We start from the raw sequence: 15,222 nt of genomic DNA, 5'->3' as shown, positions 1-15,222 counted from the left end.
AGTCTCAAACTTAGGTATCCTTTCTCTTACAAGCAAAGAAGAGTTGTATTTGACTACTAAATGTCCCTTACTTCTTTTGTGATTTTGCAATTTATTTTCGGCCAATCTAGGGCCATTATTACGTAGGCTGAATATAATAAAGTGCAGACAAAGTTAATGAGTAACTTTGTCTACACTTACCGTTCTGTATCCCAGTCCTTTAATTAAGGTGTGATATAGGAAATCGTTACAGCTACACCTTCCTGTAATGCTCCGCCACCTGCAGTTGTTACACGTACTGACAATAAATCGCATCCATTAACCGGATAATTTGCAGTAGTGGTTGCACAACAATTTGGCGTTGTTGCATTGTTTGGTCCAGATACAGTGGCTGTTATTCCTGTATCGATAATTGTCCCAAATCCACAAGTTTTACTTAATACAATATCTGCAGTGGCAGACTGCCCAGCGGTTAACGTATTATCCCTTATGTTGAAAACCATGCCCGTAATGATCGCATTTTGCGGAATAACTACCGTATTCCTCGCAAAGTTGTTAGAAGAACTTCCTACTCCAACATATTCCGTAGCCGCTGCTACTGTACTTGCCGCCAAATAAATCTGTGATTCACCACCGCCAACTACTGGAGGTGGAGGTACCACTCCTCCGGGAAACTCCGCACAAGGTATCGTTACCCGAAAATAGCACTGACTTTCCGGACAGATACACTGGTGGTGGCAATTATGATTTGGCAAAGATCCGCCTCTTGATGCTTGGCAATTTCTACAACTCATTTTCATTCATCCCTCCTTTGCTTTGTTACTAATCTATTCGAACTCTAAGTAAGGGGTTGGACAAATATACTTAAGCAAGGCAAAGATATTTTTCTGTTCGTTTGCAAGCACGTTTTTTGTTAAATAAGGATCACTCAAGAAATTAATAACAACCATTCCGCCGGGATGGGCTATTATCTAACAGCGCAGCTACTTCTCCACAATCTTGGGTTGGTGTAAGGTAAGCAAGGTCAACCCCTTTAAAACGACCAATTATCCGAAAATCATTGCCAGTTGGATAATAGAGCTGTTGATTTTCTGAATCGACAACTCTTCCACCACATCCTCCATTTTTTCCACAAACCATATTACCACCTCCTCTCTTGTATACTATTCAGAGTATAAAAATATGGACGGGCAATCCTACCTATATATGGGTTGGATCAGACACACAAAAAATGCACCACTGGATAACCAGTGGGCATTAAGGTTTTCGATAATATTATATTTCCGCAATTGCCATACCAGCGCTTCCTGAACCAGTAAACGCTGTCGCAAGGGTTGTCCCTGATAATGAGTAAACAAGGAGTAAACGATCTCCAGCTGCTACCGGGAAATTCGCTGTTGTATTTCCACTTAAAAGTGTTCCGACAGCTATTAGACCCGGTACTGTCGGTGCCAGATTAACTCTCACTCCAGTTGGGCTGAAAACAGTACTTCCCTCAGGAGCACGGTATACCTCTGCAACAACCGCATTATTCGCTCCAAGAGTTACTGCCGCCAGTACTGTAAAGGTTGCATACAAAGATGAGATGGTGCCAGCTCTCGGCACTACAAATGCTTCATTATTCAAGGCAGCAACCGCGGTAGATAAATTAATCGTTCCATTTGCTAGGAGTACACCTGGGAATGCCGTTCCAAAACCTACCAGGAAAGGAACTGATGCAAGTGCACCACCTACCGTCTCAACCAAAGCAAGTGGCACAGCCCCTGAAGCATATGGAATGATTGTTCCTCTCCCACCAACGCCATCAACCGGCACTATGCAATTTTGGTCAATTGCACGAATAGGTCCTAATTGATGACATCTATTTTCAGCTGCGTTCATTAGGTCACGCGCGCCACAACATCCATTTTGAAAACAAGCCATTGTAAGTAACACCTCCTTTCTCCGTTATTCTATTCCTCTATTCTTCAAGCGGACGGGCATTGAACTTCCCCTGGCAAAAAAAACAGCCTTCCACCAAATCCGGAAGGCTATCAATCAGTTTTTCTTAAATTTTCTCCAAAATGGGGAGGACGGACTTGTGTTATCACTGCGTATGGTCTCAATAGGCACGGCTTCTTTCCCTTTTGAGAGGACAGGTGCATCCTTGGAAGTCTCCATCAACTGGCTAATTTCCCGTATGTCCTCTGTAGACATAGGAGGGTCTGGAGCATCCTCCTCTGGAATATTCGGATGTTCTGATTTTTCGTGTACGGGTGGAACCTCATAGGATGGCCTACTGCGTGGTGATGGTGTATTTACATTAGTCTTTTTTTCTGCCAGTTTTCGTAATTGATTAAAGGAAGGCACCGCTGTATTTCGTTGAGAGGACGTTCTTTCTTTCCGAGAGTGGGTAGGGAGAAGGTCTGGATGTTGTGTATGTCTATGAATATCCCCAGACGCTCCACTTTCGCGCTTTCGATCCACTTCTTCAAGTCTTTCATTAACTTCGATAATTTTTTCTGAAAGCTTGTCGAGCCCTTCTTCTAGAAGTTGTGCCAATTCCTTTACTTTGGTGTCTAAGTTATCAAGATTCTTTTCCACTACGTCGAACTTCTTCTTCAACTGTAGATCGTCTGAAGAGTATTCTGTCTTTATAGAAGATAATGCTTCCCGATATCTCTCCACTTTCTTCTTTAATTGTTCCATTTCCGCATTACGATTTTCATCTTCCATCATTTCACCTCTTATAGCGAAATCAATCCTTCATCACTATCCTATTATCAAAAGACACAGGCGGTGACTAGTGGACAGGATGCTTATCCGCAAAAGAACTGCTTTCCTTTTCATAGTCAAGCTAGCTCATTGCCCACGCCACGCTTTCTAAACCACATATGATACGTATGCAAGGCCAATAAAAATATGGAGGTGACAGCTACATGCAAGATAATCTACAACTTCCTGAACAGGAATTGATCTGTATTAACGTCGATAAGGTATATGATTGGGTAGTCAAAGAAAATCGTTTTGATTTCTTCCCTACTACTGCAATCACATTCCCGGGTGTAACGACAGGTACCGTCTTAACAGGCGCAAATGTAACTTGCGAGGTAACGCCAGCCGCAGTAAACCCTGTTGTCATTTTACGTCGGGAAAATCGTCAATTTACGATTGACGGAGGCATCGTCTGTCTTCAACAATTAACGATTCAAAAGAACTTTACAGTCGTACTTGTTTTGACATTGCCTAATGGTACGATCTATCGCAGCGCTGGAATTCCGGTATCCCGTTCTGAACAGGTGATCATGTGTGCACCAAATGGAACAGACGTTACAGTAACTTTCACAGAACTGGATTGCTTTATTAGTGCACAAGGAACATTTACACCAGGTACTGGTGTCATTACCTTCGCAGGTCTCGTAGTCTCAATCAGAACTTGCCAAAGCATCCAAGCAACTTTCCCTGTAACAGTAGAATTCCTAGCAGACTTCTGCCAGCCGCGCGCTGAGCTAGCTATCGGCTCATGCCCACTACCTGCAAGACCACCTCAATGTCCTACTGTATTTCCTGACTGACCCATGAACAGTACTAATAGTACAAGTAGGCTCATATGATAAAGAGAGGGGCTCAGTCCTCTCTCTTTATTTTAGTTATTTTAAAAAATAGGAGGATGTCGTGTGCAAAACGGAACTACTGCTGTGGAAGCGAAGTTGAAAGAACATCACCAGCTTACACAGTTTTATTTAAAAGAATTAAAGACAGCTCTCTCAAAAGCTAATGAGAGCCAAAATACATGCATAGGCTACTTTACATATGCTTTGCAATTATCACACGGAATGGAGCAAGAAAGTTTTTGCCTTGGCTCCTTCCATATGAAAAACATTGGCAATGTAGACATTACGAATCCAATCATTCACCTCACGCTATCAGAAGATGCCCCCTTTTCGCTTCAAGGAAAGTTTGTCAACACGCAATCCACCTTATCAAACAAATTAACGAATGGCTGGGAACGCATTGACGATCCTGCCAATCCATCCGTTTTCAAATTAAAACCTCTCGGGATATCGATCATACCACCAGGAGGCCTGCTTTCTTTCACGAACTTCCAATTGATCTGGTTCCCTTCATCCAATTATGCCGGAAGTGTAACTGGCACTTTTTTTAGCGACCAAACTCCTGATGGTATGGCAGCTCTTAATTCGATTAATATCAATGGTTCCGCGGATTACAAGGAGGAGGCATAATATGGATTCACGTGCTATACAAGAGGCCATCCAGCGGATCACGAATAATTTGATGGAGGATGTAATAAAAGGGAACGAATCGGAATCCACCTCTACTAGCTTTGTATTTCTCGATTCGAAAACCATTAATCTTTTGCTTCTTTATATCGTAATGAATAAAGAGCTACAACTTACCAGATTGACAAACCGAAATAACCCGACTGTCATTCAAAAGACTCTACTTGATGAAATTGAACGCATGATCGCGGAAAACAAAGAGGCTTTCGAAGAAATTTTACATGACGTAAAACGTAAATAACCTATGGAGGGAGGTCCTGGTCCGTCTTGGTTAATTTCGGTGATATAAAAAGTAATGATCCGATGCAATTGAAGCAGACTATTATTTTTTTGCGCGCTGAACTGAATAAATACAAAACGGCCGAACCGGCTCCCCGTCTTATCCATGAGATTCAAGAGGAAAACCGGCAAATCAAAGAGGACTATCAACAATTAATTTATGCCAATCAAAAGCTGGAGAAACGGCTCCGGATTTACCAGAAACGCATTCAAACGCTGGAAAACAGTAGAAAGACGCATGCCTTTCTATCTGCTCCTTCCGAGGACAATATTCAACACGCTGTCGATCGACTCGAAGCTATGACACAAAACTTAGGAAAAGAACTTTCCCTTCTTCAGACAGACCAAACTGAAAGGAAACTCCTTGTGGAGTTGCTTGATGATCAGAAGGAAAAATTGGAGCTTTTGCAAAACCAATTGCGGGAGGAGCAACAGCTGAGTCAAATACAGCGCGAGCTCATTGCCCTTTTGGAAACATATACAGAAAAATTGACGACAAAGACAGAACCCGACCAACCGGATTATATATTGCAGCAAATCATTTCTCTTACAGAACGATATAAGAAAAAATCGGCCGAATCTGAGCAATGAACTTCCAAAAGGAAAAGGGTATGATAAAAGGAGAAATCCATTCTCCGGAGGTGCAAACACATGAACATCATACCCATCGGCATATGGGGAGGCTATCCAAAAGCAAATGGCGCCACCTCTTCTTTTTTAATCGAACAGGACGGGTACAACCTGCTGTTCGATTGTGGCAGCGGCGTACTCGCCTCCCTGCAAAATTACATTCCACTGGAGCAGCTCGATGCTGTCGTCATCAGCCATTATCACGCCGATCATATCGCGGATATCGGCAGCCTCCAATACAGCCGGCTCATCAACTATTACACAGGAAATCCAATGTCGCCTTTGCCTATTTACGGACACGCGTATGACAAAGAGGGGTTTGCGAAGCTGTCGTATAAAGAGCAAACGGTTGGAATCGAGATTTCCGACAGGACAAGTTATACAGTCGGACCTTTTACATTGTCCTTCTGCCCGACGGTTCACCCTGTTTATTGCCTAGCCTTGAAGGTCACTGCAGCTGGTAAAACAGCCGTATTCACTGCAGATACCGAATGGACAGAGCCCCTTGTCGAATTTTCAAAAGGCGCTGATTTATTGATTAGCGAGGCCAATTTATACGAGGAATATCTCGGCAAATCTCCAGGGCATATGGCAGGTAGTGAAGCGGGCACACTGGCAAGACTTGCAGAAGCGAAACAGTTGATCCTGACTCACCTGCCGCAATACGGCGAGCTTGAGGACATTGCAGAAGCGGCTCGGGGGCAATATGACGGGGAATTGGAGCTTGCTGTTGTAGGGAAAGTCTATACGCTGGATTGAATGAAAATAAGTCCGATCTGAAATAGAGCAGGTTGATCATGTATCCATATCCAGGATTCCATCATTCTGTAGATGGAAACACCAAAAGCACCTCCCGCAATAAAGGGAGGTGCTAAAAACTTGATTGGCGGATTAGGAGCCTTGTAAAGCTAGATATCTTCAACACAATAGCAGATTAAGTTGTTTGAAATAGTGGATACATTTAGGAAATTTTCTTGTATGGGTACAAAATCACTCCGCCGACAGTTTTCTTCAATAGTGCAAGGACCCGATTTGTAGGTAGTAGCATGTTTCATGGTTGATCAATTCTATGGCTTTTTTATGCTACACTTGTCATATGGAGGGATCCTAATGACACCCATAAATATAACCACCACCTTACGACAAGAAGCTATCCAATTTATTCATACATGCTACGACGAAATCGGGTTATCCATTGAAGAACAATTGAAAAGAATTGAAGAAATAGAAGAGGAAATTTCAACAAGCGGCACTTATTCTCATAAAAGCTTTGAATTGGAACACGGAGCTAAAATGGCATGGCGCAACAGCAACCGTTGCATTGGGCGTCTACTTTGGAATTCACTACAAGTGTTTGATGAAAGGGAAATTGAAACGGCAGAAGAGGCTTTTATAAAATTGTCGGATCATATTAGATTCGCAACAAACAAAGGTGATATTCGCCCAACCATTACTATATTCGCTCCTAGAAAAAAAGGAATCGATCCAATTCGTATTTGGAACCATCAATTAATTCGATATGCTGGATATCAGGACGGAAAGACAGTAATTGGAGATTCAATCTCGATTCAATTAACAAAAATGTGTGAGCAACTCGGATGGCAAGGTAAAAACACACCATATGATGTTCTTCCACTAGTAATTCAAGAATACGGAGAGAGACCAAAACTATTTGAAATACCTAACGAATTAGTCTTAGAAGTACCAATTACTCATCCAGAATTAGATGAGTTGTCCGATATTGGTGTGAAATGGTATTCAGTCCCAATCATATCAAACATGTGCTTGGAAATTGGAGGAATTGAATATCCTATGGCACCATTTAATGGATGGTATATGGGTACTGAAATTGGGGCGAGAAATTTGGCAGATTCCAATCGGTACAACTTACTTCCAAAAGTTGCCGAACTCATGGGATTGGATACGAGGTCTAATCGTTCGCTATGGACGGATAAGGCGTTAGTTGAGTTAAATATCGCAGTTTTACATTCGTATTATGAAGCCGGAGTTACACTTGTCGATCATCATACAGCAGCAAAGCAATTTAAAGCTTTTGAGAAGAGGGAACAAGCATGCGGTAGGAATGTCACAGGCAATTGGGCATGGCTCATCCCCCCACTTTCTCCTGCCGCTACTCATATTTATCATAAACCTTATAAAAACGACATTATTAAGCCAAACTATTTTTATCAAAAAGACCCTGACTGGAGCTAACATTCATAGTTGGTACTTTAAAAATGGGATAAGCAAAGTGGCCAAAAAGCTGATCACCCAGGTACTGGATAATCAGCTTTTTGGCTTTTATATACAATCTAGTACACTTTATCTTTGGTTTGACTCTTTAATTTACACTCTCAATATACCGCCCCACAACCGCCGCTGTTTTCTCCCGAAGCAGCCGGAACGATTGGGACATCGCTATTTCGGTTTTGATCCCACAATCCGTGAGGCCATGCACTTCAGTAAAAACAGCTTGCAGCATCTCACGGGAAGCCTCTTCGATAGCCCCCGAAATGAGAAGAACAGGGATCTGATGACGTTCCGCTAGGCCCGCTACACCGGATGGCGCTTTCCCGGTTATCGTCTGCCCGTCCGAGCGCCCTTCTCCGGTAATCAGTAAATCGGCTTCCGAAGCAATCCTTTCAAAATCCATCGCTTCCATGACCACTTCAATCCCCGGTTTCATCGTGCCATTAAAAAATGCCAACAAGGCGCCGCCTGCTCCTCCAGCCGCTCCTGTTCCTTCCATGTCGTGAAGGGCAATCCCGGTCTCCATTTCGATACAATCAGCAAGCCGTTTCAGGCATTGATCTAGCAAGACTACCTCTGCCTCGGCTGCTCCTTTTTGAGGGCCAAACACAGCGGAAGCTCCAGCCGGCCCGACGAAAGGGGCGCGTACATCGCATGCAATCGTAAACGAACTTTCCATGATTCTCTGATCAAATGGGGATAAATCAATCCGATGCAGTTTATGCAAGGCACCGCCCCCCGCCACAAGCTCCTCCCCTTTGGCATCCAAAAAGCGGCAACCGAGTGCCTGTAGAATACCCGTGCCGCCGTCATTTGTTGCACTTCCACCAAGGCCAATGACAAATGTCCGGCAGCCTGCATCCAGCGCGTGCCGGATCAATTGGCCGGTACCATAGGAAGTCGCAATCAGTGGATCCCTTTCCTCTTCCTTTAATAATGTCAGGCCGGACGCTTCCGCTATCTCAATTACACACGTCGACCCGTCGCCTAATATGCCGTATCGGGCGGCCACTTCCCGCAAGAGCGGATCTTTCACTTGGACAGAAACCGTGTGGCCCCCTGTCGCGTCGACAAGACAATCCATCGTGCCTTCGCCGCCATCTGCGAGTGGTAACGGGATCACTTTCGCTGAAGGAACAGCTTCGAGTATACCTTCCCCCATGGCAAGGGCAGCCTCGCGGGCTGTCAAACTTCCTTTAAAGGAATCAGGTGCTACGATAATTTTCAACATGCCGCCTCCATCCTTTATTCGTCCCATGTGACTGACATGACTGCCCCGGAAATCGCATGAATTTGGTACGTCACTTCATCCAAATCATCATCTGTATCAAGTTCAATGTTGACTAGATAATACCCGCCTTCATCTGTTTTCACGAAATCTACGTCATCCACTTCATAAGGAGCGGATGTCTTTAATTGGGCGACTGCGATTTGCCGAGCTCGTTTCTCGGTAATTAACACAGATTTTTTCTCCTGCTGCTTGGCAGGCTTGGAAGTCTGTGTAGCCGGCTTCTTGTCTGGTGTCGTTTTGGCGGGGGGTTGCGCAGCTCCTCCTGTTGTCGCAGGTTTTGTCGGTTTCGTTCCCACTGACGACGGTGGCTCTGTTTTGCCATCCGATTGACTTGCATTTCCGGAAGATGGCTCCTCTGCATCCTCCTTGCCCGTATGTTCCTCCTGCGGTTTGCCTGTTTCCTCATTCTTGGCAGGAGGTGCTTTCGCCACTTCCTTCGTTTGTATCAAGGCGAGCACCTGGCCGGTTTCCGCATCGACAGTCGCTTCATATTCTGACCCACCCCGTGCCAGTGTGATCTCATATTCATCATCGTTTTGCGAAACATTTACGATATCGGCATTATACATCTCTTTCAACTGTTCCCGGACTTCCTCTTCGGATAAGGTTTGTGCTTTCGTGACAACTTGTCTTGAATAAAATTCACTAACGGCCAAAATAAGTATCGTCAAGAGGATCGGAATAAACCAAGGTTTACGAATCCATTTTTTCATGCTTCATCCTCTCCCTTTCTTGTCGTAAACACAATACGGAAAGTGGTTCCAAGGCCTTCAATGCTCTCCACCTGCAAGTGAACCCCGAGTGAATCGGCAATCTCCTTCGCAATGGCCAAGCCCAGTCCTGTACCGCCTGTTTTCCGGTTTCGATCCGTTTCCACCCGATAAAAACGATTGAATAAATTAGGCAAGTGCTCTTTCGGAATACCTCTTCCGTAATCGGTTACGTAGATCTCCGCACCTTCTGCACCATTTCGCACACCCGTCTTAATTTCACGATCACTATATTTCCGGGCATTATCCAGCAAAATGAACAAAAGCTGCCGCAAATGCTTCTCATCCGTTTCGACGATGACGTCCCCGTCCGTTTCTATTTGAATATCACGCCGGAACGTTTGCCGGAGCGGCGGAACAACCGCATGAAGAACATTCGGCAAATGGAGAGGCATGATTTCATAAGTGCGCTCTTGATGGCTTTTCGCAAGTTCGAGCATTTGTGCAATCATTTCTTTCATTCGCACAGACTCGGTTAAGATAGCATTTGTGGCTTCCTCAGCTACGGCCCGATTATCATACCCTTGGCGTTTCAACAGGCGAGCGTAGCTTTCTATAACGGTTAACGGCGTCTTTAATTCATGAGACGCATCCGATACGAACTGTTCCTGATGCATATAGTTTTCTTCGAGCCGTTCCATCATGTCATTGTAGGACCTCTCCATTTCAGCCAGCTCATCTTTGCCTTTCGCGAACGTATTGATTTTCTCATACGTCCCTTCCCTTCGGCTTTCAGACATAGCGGCAAGCAGCTTCTCTATCGGCTGCGTCAAAAGACGGCCGAGAGTCATACTCGATAAGATGATCGGAATCATGGCCAAAATGGTGACGCCCACTAGGACGTATTTCAGTATTTTTAAATTGGCCGCTACATCCGTCAAGAGCTGGGTCATTTCGAGAGTCACAACCTCGCCCGATGGCCAGATGATCGGAACGGAAATTGTTAATGCCTCTACTCCTTCATATTCTCCAATGGCATATTTTTCGTCCGGTTTAGGAGAGGGATGAAATTTTGCCAAGCTCTCTACTGATTCTGTTGAAACTGTCGATTCCCCTGATGCGTCAATGATCCGGATCGCCCCATTTGCGGGCACGTATGCACGAAGCACGATGCGTACTTCCTCTTCTTGGTCAATTTCACTTAATGCCGCCATCAATTCTTTGGACCGACTTAATAATTGTTTATATTCCGTTGTATTGGACATCTTCCCAAAGAGAAAATAAATCCCTGTGTTCGCCAATATGAGAATGACGAGCATGAGCAATGTAGAAGATAGATGAATTTTTGTTTTCAGCTTCATGATCCAGAGGAAGCTCCCTTCAATACATAACCGACACCTCTGACCGTCTGGATCATGGACATGTCATCTCCATTATCGATTTTCTTTCTGACATAGCGGATGTATACATCGACAACATTCGTATCGCCGTAATAATCGTATCCCCACACCGCATCCAGCAGCTGCTCGCGTGTCAGTACTTGATTCGGATGCTTCAATAAATGCAGCAGCAAATCATATTCACGCGGGGTCAGATCAATCGGTTTGCCATCCCGTTTCACTTCGCGGGTTTGATCGTGAATGGAAAGGCCTCCATAGGAAAAGAGATGTTCCTCTTTTTCAGGCACCGTCCGTTTCGACATACGGAGAGCCGAGCGAATGCGAGCCAGCAGTTCATCAATCTCAAACGGCTTTGTCACGTAATCGTTCGCACCCAAATCCAGGCCCGCCACTTTATCTGACACATCACTTTTCGCCGTCAATAAAATTACAGGTGTATCCATCTCTGTCGCGCGAATGCGCCGGAGTACATCCAGCCCATTCAAGCCCGGCAGCATCAAATCGAGCAGCACCAAATCCCAATCATTCTCCCGGTAGGTGATTAGTCCATCCGTCCCGGTATAGGCAATCCCAACCTCATATCCTTCAAACTCCAGCTCCAATTGTAGAACCCGCGCGATACTTTCCTCGTCCTCTATGACCAAAATCTTCTCACTCATGTTCGCTCACCTATCTGTTTTCCTTTTATTCTATCGAAATCAGCCTCTATCGTCTATTTGTCGCCCTACTTAAAAAATACATGCCCGGCGGCTAAGGGGCCTGGCATGTACTTGTGTGTTTTTATGTTTTTATGTTTTTATGCTTAGTTCATTTACTCGTCTTTTTCAAATGAAACAAGGGTACCTGTCGCCGCATCGATTTCCAATTCGTATTCGACATCGCCATCTTCCATTTCAACTTCCCAAACACCGTCATCCAGTTCAATTTCCGTTACTACACCACTTGCATGGCGCTTTGCAATCGCAATCGCTTCCTCTTTCGACAAACCTGCCTTTTTCACAGATTGTTTAGGGGACTGTTGTGTAGCTGTAGCTACCTTCGTTTCCACCTTTGAAGTTGTCGCTTGTGCTGCCGGCTCAACCACTTTTAATGTGTGATTAGAAGAAACCGCCTTTGTTTCGGCTTGCTGTGACTTTTTCGCATTTGCTTTTTTATACTGCTCTTTTTCAAATGAAATCAATTCGCCGGTAACTGCATCCAAGGTAAGCTCATACTTGAATCGATCGTCCTTTATCTCGATCTCATAGACACGGCGGCCGTCTTCGCGATCCAGTTCAATCTTTTTCACATTTCCAACCGCATGTTTCTTCGCGAATGCGAGGGCTTCCTCTTTCTTCAAGATCTGCCCGGATTGGTTGTTGTTCTTTCCGGATTTGAGCTCCTTCTCGAATTTAACAATTTCACCTGTGATCGCATTCACTTTTACGTCATATTCATAGTTGTCATCGCGAAGTTCAATGTCATAATAGTACTGTTTGTTATCTTCGTCCAACTCGATATCCACGACCTTGCCAGATGCCAGCTTCTTGGCAGCCGCAATCGCCTGATCCTCCGATAACAACTGGCCCGAAACTGCTGCCGGAACATTGGATTGTTGCTTACGAACCGAGACCGCACCAGTCAGCGCATCAATGTCCAGTTCATACTCAATCCCTTTCGACTCCACTTCGACCTCATAGACAGGTCCTGATTTCTTTTTCTCCAGCTCGATCTCGGTCACATGCCCGCCTACCTGCTGTACCGCCAACTCTTTCGCTTGCTGCAGCGTCAACATCTGTTTAGCTGTCGTACTCGAACTTGAAACAGAATCATCAGCCAGGGCTACGCTACCGACGGCAACGACTCCCGCCAATGCAGGAATCAACATCCACTTCTTCAAAATGATCTCCTCCTTTATTCTGCACTCTTAGCATACCCCGTCAATATGAGAAGACAGAGAGAGGATTATTAGAAATTGATGAGAATGGTAGATTTCAATATATGGGGGAACTCCAAGGTAGGTGGAGGGTGGAATGTTGCCGTACAGCAATGGGACTTGAAAAAGGCTTAAATTATACTTGTATAATTTATTGATTTATACAGAGAACTATTGCATTGGGGAGATGGAGGTGGATTTGCTTTTGATAGATAATATCTTGCTTATATTCACGTTCCTTTAAGCCTCGTTTCTTTACTCATCCTAAACGCCGCTAGAGTTTGGCTATTCCCATTTCTCTTTTTTGCCGTCAGCTTCGGTTCCTTTATTAGAAATAAAAAGCGATCCGATAAAGTATTCGCCTATGGATGTGCTGCATGTTGTATGGCGAGCATGTTGTATTATTGGGTGCTGTCCTTTGGAGTTAGATTTTTTTATCGCAGTTTTGATTTACGCAACTATACGAGCACTTTGGGCGATATACGAGCACTTCCACGACTTTTTCGAGCACTCTTCGCGATATTCGAGCACTTCTCAACTGAATCGAGTACTCTTCCCGATATACGAGCACTTCCAAGGCTTATTCGAGCACTCTTCGCAATATACGAGCACTCACACACCCGATTCAGGCACGCCCCATGAAGCACAAGCAATTCCACACCTCTCTCGACATGAGAAAACATGTCACCCTTTAATGAAGCATTTGATTCACAAAAAAACCTTCGCACATGAAAAGTGCGAAGGTCTATTTGTTATTAGGCAAACACGATGATTGCCAAGATAACAGCTAAAATAATACGGTAAATCGCAAATGGAACGAGTTTGATCTTGGAAATCAGCTTCAAGAAGAAGCGGATGGAAATGAGCGAGAATACAAACGCACTCAGGAATCCGACAATGTAGAAGGAAATATGGTCCATCGACATATACTCCCAGTTTTTCATGACGGATACTAAGCTCGCCCCCGCCATAATTGGCACTGCCATGATGAATGTAAAATCTGCTGCAGTCCGGTGATTTAATCCGAAGAGGACACCACCCGAGATTGTGGCACCGGAGCGTGAAAATCCTGGCCATAATGATAGACATTGAACGAGACCGACTGTGAAGGCCTGGACATACGTAATTTGATCCAACGATTGGACACGCGGCTTTTTCGGTCCGAATTTATCTGCGACAATCATCAGGATAGCTCCCGCCACAAGGGCAAAAATTACGGTCTTAACGCCAAACAAGTAATCATCGATCAAATCCTTGAATGCAAACCCCAACACAACAGCTGGAAGCATTCCGATAATGACGTGCAATAGATTGAAGCTCTTGCTCATTTTCTTACCATTCACATTGTATAGGCCGACCAAGCTGAACAAGCGTTTCCAGAACACCACAACGACCGCTAATATCGAACCTAACTGGATGACGATTTTAAATGTAATTGCAGGATATTTCCCAAGAAACTCCTCTGTTTTCAGCCACATATCATCCACGATGATTAAGTGGCCTGTCGAAGAAACGGGCGCGAACTCTGTCATGCCCTCCACAAAACCAAGTATTAGTGCTTTTAGCAATTCGAATAAATCCATAAGTAATTAAGCTCTCTTTCTGCGGAAGCGGATATACCAAAAAACAACCGCGATCCCGCCAATTCCTAATAAAATATAAACTACTGTCGAGTAGATGTCCATGTATTCCAGGACAGCCTCCCAGTTTTCACCCAACTTTGCGCCTACTAGGACAAGAATTGTATTCCATGCTAGACTGCCAATCGCAGTCAGCAAAATGAACAGCGGAAAATTCATTCGCGCCATTCCTGCCGGTACCGAAATGAGGCTTCTCACTAACGGAATCAGGCGACATAGCAAAACCGCCCACACTCCGAATTTGCGGAACCAGGCATCGACACGGTGGACATCTTTGCGGGTAATCCGCAAGATCCCTCCCCATCTGTCGACTAACTTTTCCAGCCGTTCCACGTCAAACAGCATACCGATGCTAAACAGAATCATCGCGCCCACGACCGAACCCGCCGTTGCAGCTAAAATGACGCCTACAACTGTCATGTCGGAATACGTCGTCATAAAACCACCAAACGTCAGGATGACTTCGGAAGGGATGGGAGGAAAGACATTTTCGAATAAAATCAAAAGACAAATACCAAAATACCCGAAGTTGGACATGAATTCCGTAATCCAGTTTTCCATAATACCTCCTGCGCTCTTTTAACTTTACTAAATCAACCAATCGAGCGCAACACTAATAGGACGGACCCTTTTTCGAATGGTTGCCTTCTCCTCTACCACCATACGCAAGTCCACGAACCATTATGTAATGACTTGGCCGAAATGTGGATAACTCTCCGAATTTCAACTTTATCCACGATTTTATGTTAATAAGTCTAATAAAATGTTAATAATTTCGGAATTTTCATTAACAAAAGAAAAAAGTTATTCACAGCTTAATAAAATTAAGGGGGACATTGTGCATTGAA

Annotated in this window: 17 protein-coding genes; 6 read left to right on the top strand and 11 right to left on the bottom strand. The window is 44.4% G+C overall.

Features of this window, described 5'->3' with window-relative positions; genetic code table 11:
- Window positions 1-203: 203 nt before the first annotated feature.
- The 4 genes from ACSW3C_RS15125 to ACSW3C_RS15110 form a co-directional block, all read right to left on the bottom strand.
- A complete protein-coding gene (locus ACSW3C_RS15125) occupies window positions 204-779 on the bottom strand; it encodes a hypothetical protein (protein WP_486563631.1) in 576 nt (191 codons plus the stop codon).
- A 136-nt stretch (window positions 780-915) separates the two neighbouring features.
- Window positions 916-1,119, bottom strand: coding sequence for a hypothetical protein (locus ACSW3C_RS15120; protein ID WP_486563630.1), 204 nt, complete (start codon window positions 1,117-1,119; stop codon window positions 916-918).
- Window positions 1,120-1,254: 135 nt separating this feature from the next.
- A complete protein-coding gene (locus tag ACSW3C_RS15115) occupies window positions 1,255-1,902 on the bottom strand; it encodes an exosporium glycoprotein BclB-related protein (protein ID WP_486563629.1) in 648 nt (215 codons plus the stop codon).
- Between the two features lie 114 nt (window positions 1,903-2,016).
- Window positions 2,017-2,694, bottom strand: a complete 678-nt coding sequence (locus tag ACSW3C_RS15110) for a zinc ribbon domain-containing protein (RefSeq protein ID WP_486563628.1) — start codon at window positions 2,692-2,694, stop codon at window positions 2,017-2,019.
- Between the two features lie 203 nt (window positions 2,695-2,897).
- Between ACSW3C_RS15110 and ACSW3C_RS15105 the strand changes: the two genes are divergently transcribed.
- From ACSW3C_RS15105 to ACSW3C_RS15080, 6 genes are all read left to right on the top strand, one after another.
- Window positions 2,898-3,533: a BMQ_0737 family morphogenetic spore coat protein gene (locus ACSW3C_RS15105; protein ID WP_486563627.1), complete on the top strand. Its 636-nt coding sequence runs from the start codon at window positions 2,898-2,900 to the stop codon at window positions 3,531-3,533.
- A 102-nt stretch (window positions 3,534-3,635) separates the two neighbouring features.
- A complete protein-coding gene (locus tag ACSW3C_RS15100) occupies window positions 3,636-4,202 on the top strand; it encodes a hypothetical protein (protein WP_486563626.1) in 567 nt (188 codons plus the stop codon).
- Between the two features lies 1 nt (window position 4,203).
- Window positions 4,204-4,500: a hypothetical protein gene (locus ACSW3C_RS15095; protein WP_486563625.1), complete on the top strand. Its 297-nt coding sequence runs from the start codon at window positions 4,204-4,206 to the stop codon at window positions 4,498-4,500.
- 26 nt (window positions 4,501-4,526) lie between these two features.
- Complete coding sequence (locus ACSW3C_RS15090) at window positions 4,527-5,129, top strand: hypothetical protein (RefSeq protein WP_486563624.1); 603 nt, start codon at window positions 4,527-4,529, stop codon at window positions 5,127-5,129.
- Between the two features lie 60 nt (window positions 5,130-5,189).
- On the top strand, window positions 5,190-5,927 hold the full coding sequence (locus ACSW3C_RS15085; RefSeq protein WP_486563623.1) for an MBL fold metallo-hydrolase: 738 nt from the start codon (window positions 5,190-5,192) through the stop codon (window positions 5,925-5,927).
- A gap of 351 nt (window positions 5,928-6,278) precedes the next feature.
- Window positions 6,279-7,382, top strand: coding sequence for a nitric oxide synthase oxygenase (locus tag ACSW3C_RS15080; protein WP_486563622.1), 1,104 nt, complete (start codon window positions 6,279-6,281; stop codon window positions 7,380-7,382).
- Between the two features lie 127 nt (window positions 7,383-7,509).
- Here ACSW3C_RS15080 and ACSW3C_RS15075 read toward each other — a convergent pair whose 3' ends face one another.
- The 7 genes from ACSW3C_RS15075 to ACSW3C_RS15045 all read right to left on the bottom strand — a co-directional run bounded on the left by ACSW3C_RS15075 (window position 7,510) and on the right by ACSW3C_RS15045 (window position 14,935).
- Window positions 7,510-8,649 (bottom strand): glycerate kinase, encoded by a 1,140-nt coding sequence (locus ACSW3C_RS15075; RefSeq protein WP_486563621.1) that lies wholly within the window; start codon window positions 8,647-8,649, stop codon window positions 7,510-7,512.
- Window positions 8,650-8,663: 14 nt separating this feature from the next.
- Window positions 8,664-9,422: a PepSY domain-containing protein gene (locus tag ACSW3C_RS15070; protein ID WP_486563620.1), complete on the bottom strand. Its 759-nt coding sequence runs from the start codon at window positions 9,420-9,422 to the stop codon at window positions 8,664-8,666.
- On the bottom strand, window positions 9,419-10,780 hold the full coding sequence (locus ACSW3C_RS15065) for a sensor histidine kinase (RefSeq protein ID WP_486563619.1): 1,362 nt from the start codon (window positions 10,778-10,780) through the stop codon (window positions 9,419-9,421). The genes ACSW3C_RS15070 and ACSW3C_RS15065 overlap by 4 nt, the downstream gene beginning before the upstream one ends.
- Window positions 10,777-11,478 carry a response regulator transcription factor gene (locus ACSW3C_RS15060; protein ID WP_486563618.1) on the bottom strand — a complete coding sequence of 234 codons (702 nt, stop codon included), beginning with the start codon at window positions 11,476-11,478 and terminating at the stop codon, window positions 10,777-10,779. The genes ACSW3C_RS15065 and ACSW3C_RS15060 overlap by 4 nt, the downstream gene beginning before the upstream one ends.
- A gap of 152 nt (window positions 11,479-11,630) precedes the next feature.
- Window positions 11,631-12,698, bottom strand: a complete 1,068-nt coding sequence (locus tag ACSW3C_RS15055; RefSeq protein ID WP_486563617.1) for a PepSY domain-containing protein — start codon at window positions 12,696-12,698, stop codon at window positions 11,631-11,633.
- A gap of 791 nt (window positions 12,699-13,489) precedes the next feature.
- Complete coding sequence (locus ACSW3C_RS15050) at window positions 13,490-14,317, bottom strand: undecaprenyl-diphosphate phosphatase (RefSeq protein WP_238079095.1); 828 nt, start codon at window positions 14,315-14,317, stop codon at window positions 13,490-13,492.
- A 6-nt stretch (window positions 14,318-14,323) separates the two neighbouring features.
- Window positions 14,324-14,935, bottom strand: a complete 612-nt coding sequence (locus ACSW3C_RS15045; RefSeq protein WP_486563616.1) for a DedA family protein — start codon at window positions 14,933-14,935, stop codon at window positions 14,324-14,326.
- Window positions 14,936-15,222 lie beyond the last annotated feature (287 nt).

It is taken from the genome of Sporosarcina sp. AD_1 (assembly GCF_057373025.1).
This window is presented reverse-complemented; position numbering and strand designations above follow the sequence as displayed.